This window comes from Mycobacterium sp., assembly GCF_050700595.1.
GTDB lineage: Bacteria > Actinomycetota > Actinomycetes > Mycobacteriales > Mycobacteriaceae > Mycobacterium.
On sequence record NZ_JBOHHI010000213.1, the window covers coordinates 1 to 3,641 of the forward strand.

At 62.2% G+C, this 3,641-nt stretch carries 5 protein-coding genes and 1 pseudogene; 4 read left to right on the forward strand and 2 right to left on the reverse strand.

The genetic code is table 11. From position 1 onward, the window contains the following. Nucleotides 1–131: 131 nt before the first annotated feature. Nucleotides 132–629, reverse strand: a complete 498-nt coding sequence (locus tag ACRDTL_RS19575) for a hypothetical protein (protein WP_431508354.1) — start codon at nt 627–629, stop codon at nt 132–134. A 255-nt stretch (nt 630–884) separates the two neighbouring features. Here ACRDTL_RS19575 and ACRDTL_RS19580 point away from each other — a divergent pair, with 255 nt between their 5' ends. The 4 genes from ACRDTL_RS19580 to ACRDTL_RS19595 all read left to right on the forward strand — a co-directional run bounded on the left by ACRDTL_RS19580 (nt 885) and on the right by ACRDTL_RS19595 (nt 2,837). After that, a complete protein-coding gene (locus ACRDTL_RS19580; RefSeq protein WP_431508355.1) occupies nt 885–1,604 on the forward strand; it encodes a hypothetical protein in 720 nt (239 codons plus the stop codon). After that, nucleotides 1,601–2,242 carry a hypothetical protein gene (locus tag ACRDTL_RS19585; protein ID WP_431508356.1) on the forward strand — a complete coding sequence of 214 codons (642 nt, stop codon included), beginning with the start codon at nt 1,601–1,603 and terminating at the stop codon, nt 2,240–2,242. Before ACRDTL_RS19580 ends, ACRDTL_RS19585 begins: the two co-directional genes overlap by 4 nt. A gap of 83 nt (nt 2,243–2,325) precedes the next feature. Beyond that, nucleotides 2,326–2,574 carry a hypothetical protein gene (locus ACRDTL_RS19590; protein ID WP_431508357.1) on the forward strand — a complete coding sequence of 83 codons (249 nt, stop codon included), beginning with the start codon at nt 2,326–2,328 and terminating at the stop codon, nt 2,572–2,574. Between the two features lie 80 nt (nt 2,575–2,654). Further along, nucleotides 2,655–2,837, forward strand: coding sequence for a hypothetical protein (locus ACRDTL_RS19595; RefSeq protein ID WP_431508358.1), 183 nt, complete (start codon nt 2,655–2,657; stop codon nt 2,835–2,837). On the opposite strand, the pseudogene ACRDTL_RS19600 reads toward ACRDTL_RS19595, so the two are convergent. Then, a pseudogene (locus tag ACRDTL_RS19600) lies at nt 2,834–3,641 on the reverse strand (FAD-dependent oxidoreductase); the annotation flags it as partial. The gene ACRDTL_RS19595 and the pseudogene ACRDTL_RS19600 overlap by 4 nt on opposite strands.

A 3,641-nucleotide genomic window follows, 5' to 3' on the forward strand; every position in this document is an offset into this window, starting at 1 on the left:
AAAATGCTGCCACGCGGTCGAAGTGGTTTGCCGTTTCGTCGAGGCGACACTAGTAATGCTCAGATCTGATTGCGGCGTCCACACATGCCCTACGAGGAGTTCGCCTAATTCACCAGGCGGAGCTTCACTGCTCATTTGCACAGCCCCTGGATCGTTACCGCTTCCGCGTTTATAGCCTGCCGGAGTGGAACGAGCGCGGAATCCGGCTCGCCGGCTAGGTCGATTATCGCGATCTTTTTAAGGGCATTGGCGAGTGATTTGATCGAGTTCGCGAGCTGAGCGGGGGTTGCGGGCTCTGCCGTCAGGCGATCCATAAGATAATCTCCGCCCGTGTAGTTCGACAAGGACGCGTATACGCCTGTGGCAAGCGCGCCTATCTCGTCACCCGGTACTGGGTTGGTGCGACTCGTATTCGTGGACACTGACTTGTACACAATCTTGAACGCATCGCAAATGTTCACTTTCGCATCGGCGATTTGTTGGTCGGTGAAAGTGGGTGCGGCCGGAGCAGATGGTGTTTTGACTTCCGGCAGCGGGCGCAGCCACGCGGCGGCAGCAGCAGCGACGGCGACGAGCGTCATCACCAGCATGGCAAGGATGGGCCAGCGTGCGGACTTGCGGGTAGCCATCGCTGGCGCTGGCGGCCATGAAGGTGGCGCAGCCGGGACGAAAGGACCTCCGCTGCGGCTTGGTTCGGGGAAAGGCCCGGTAGGGGGCGTGTCCGACATGGGCCGATGGTATCGCTGATCGAGAAAGTCGGTAGTCACCGCCCGCCGCACTCGCGAGATGCGCTTTCAGTTGCACATATCTCGCGATGCTCCCGACGGTCAAGGTGAAGTGACGACGTCCACCGTGGCTGCCACTCTGCTCCAGATGGAGACGATGTGAGCGGCCACGGATTATCAGTTGCCGACGTCGAGGCGTGGAATGCAGAGGCGGTACGTGAGGTATTCCGCGCCGCCCAGGGGCGGGCCCAAGCTGCCTCCGATGCGTCGGAGGGGCTGGGCGCGTTGCGCGTCTTCGAGACCTGGCACGGTGACACTGCCGAGGCCGCCAAACACGCTCTCGCCGCGACCCGCAGAGATCTCGACAGCCATGGCGAGGAGGCGATGGCGGTCGCGCACGCCGCGAAAACTGCCGCAGACGGAATTGAAGCCGTACAAGCGAAACTGCGGAGCCTGATGAGCGAAGCGCACGAGCACCGCCTGACGGTGAACCCGTACACCAGCAAGGTTGAATTCACCGACGAGATCACAGATCCAGCGGACGCGTTGATCTACACGCTGGACCTTCAGCAGCGGCTCTTTGCGATTCTGCGGGAAGCCGACGCCATCGACGATTTGCTCGCCAACGCCATCAACATGGCCGACGGTGACGCAACGATCCCGGCCGTTGCAGGACCACCGCAGAGTCCAGGACCCCAGTTAGCGAATCAAATCGGTGCTTTCCAACAGGTGTTCGGTCGGCCACCGTCCTCGGCGGCAGATTGGAAACCGCTGCGGCGCTGGACCCGCATAGTTACGACCCCAAGAACGCCGATGTACCACCCAATATCGTGGTGGGTCGCATCACGCCGGTACCTGGACAAGGGGTGGTACGGATGAACCTGTTCATCCCTGCCAAGTCGGTCAAGGACCCGACAGCGTTGCCTTTGATCTTCGACGACAACGCCGGCGACAACCGCGGTTTCAACCCAGCCGCCAGCCCGGAGAGTTCGCGGGTCTCGCTGGAAATCGACTACGAGAACGGCGTGGTGGTCGCGCGGCAGAACCCTTCGGCCAACCTGACCACCAACCAGGTGCGTACGGGTAGCCCCACAATCAAGGTCGCGCAGCGCCACGACGGCTCGGTGTACATCGACTATGCGGCCGCAGATCCGTTCTCACCGGGAGGTGAAAGCCTGGCCAAGGAAACTGTTTGTGTCAAGGGCACTATTGCCGTGCAGCCCGGCGCCGATGCACCCCGTATCGGCGGCGTCGCCACATCGTTTCCCGCCCTCGAGGCCTACAACGATCGACCCGGCGCCCACGGCGTTCCCACGACGTCTACCGTCCTCCGAATGTGGCCGGCAGATGTAGGTCAATGGGGTCCGGAGAAGGGCCTGTGGTGGAGTCACGATATCGGGGACCCACAGGTGCTGAGTGACTTCCAAGGTCTTTCCGGAGTCGTGCCGATAGTGCCCCTGCTGACCACAGAGCTCGGGACACTGCCGAACCCAGCCTCGGTGGTGATGCTGAAATGAGAGATACTAGACCAATGCCGTTGAAACGGTCCGGTACAACTGGCGAAATCAGTTGGCGCGACGCGGTCGTCGGCGGAGCGTGCTTGGCCGGAGTCTTGTGGGCGACGATCATCCACCTCGCGATGGCCACGTCTGAGCACCGGCCGCACGCCGTCATGAATTGGGCGATCGTCGGCGCAATATGTATCCCATTGATCGTTACCGGCCTGGCTGTTGCGGGATGGGCTCGTCGCAGTGCGTTGCGCACTATCGGCGTCGCGGCCGTCATCGCGCCGTTGACCGGCGCTGCGGCGATGCTGGGCTTCTTATTTGTGGGAGTGGCCCTCGGATGACGCCCGACGGACCGGTTCCTCGTCGCACACGACCGCGCGACGAGCCAATCCTATTGCTGACTGGTCTATTTGCCGGAGCTATGACTCTCGCGCTGAGCCTCGTCATGCTTTGGCCCGTCGCATGGATATTTCCCGCCATCCTGGGGGCGATCGCCTATCCGTTTGTGCCCGCGCGACAGTTCGCCATAGGAGCGTTCGCTGCCGCATTCGGCGCCGCCATCGGGATCTTTATCGAAATGATCCTGATCACGGTGTGGCCCTAACCCGCCAACGCCGCCGGCTCTTCGGCCCGCCCGAATACCATCGCCTCTTCGATGCGATCGAAACGGTAGTCGATGGCATCGGCGAAGTAGTTCTGCCGCACATTCCAGGGCCGCTTGGTGCCCGACTTCGGCAGCGCATGCAGTGCCCGCAAAACGTATCCCGCCTGGATGTCCCAGGCTGGCTTCTCGGGCATCGGCTCACCGCCGAGATGCGGGTAGGCGTGCGTGTAGCCGTGAGAGCTCATGTACGCCAACAGCTTCGCTGTCGCGCGCGCGGTGATGTCGGCGCGCAGTGTCCACGACGCGTTGGTATAGCCGACACACCAGAACAGGTTGGGCACATCCTCGAGCATGTGTGCCTTGTAGACAAAGCGGTCCTGTGGCTTGATCTCGACACCGTCCAACCTGATCGTGGCCCCGCCCAGCGCCTGCAACTGCAGACCGGTGGCGGTGACGATGATGTCGGCGTCCAGATGGCTGCCCGTTTGCAACACGATGCCGGTGGAGTCGAAGTGGTCGATATGCTCGGTGACCACCTGGGCGCGGCCTTCGCTGATCGCAACGTACAGGTCGGCGTCGGGGATCAGGCACAGCCGCTGGTCCCACGGGTTATAGCGCGGCTTGAAGTGGGTGTCGACGTCATAACCCTTGGGCAGGTTGCTGATCGCGATGCGGCGGATCCACCACTTCATGAAGCCCGGCGTCTTACGCGCCAAAAACCAGATCACGCCCTCGAACAAAGCATTGCGCAGCCGAATCAGTAAATGAGCCGCACTGCGGGGCAACATCTTTCGCAGCAGATCG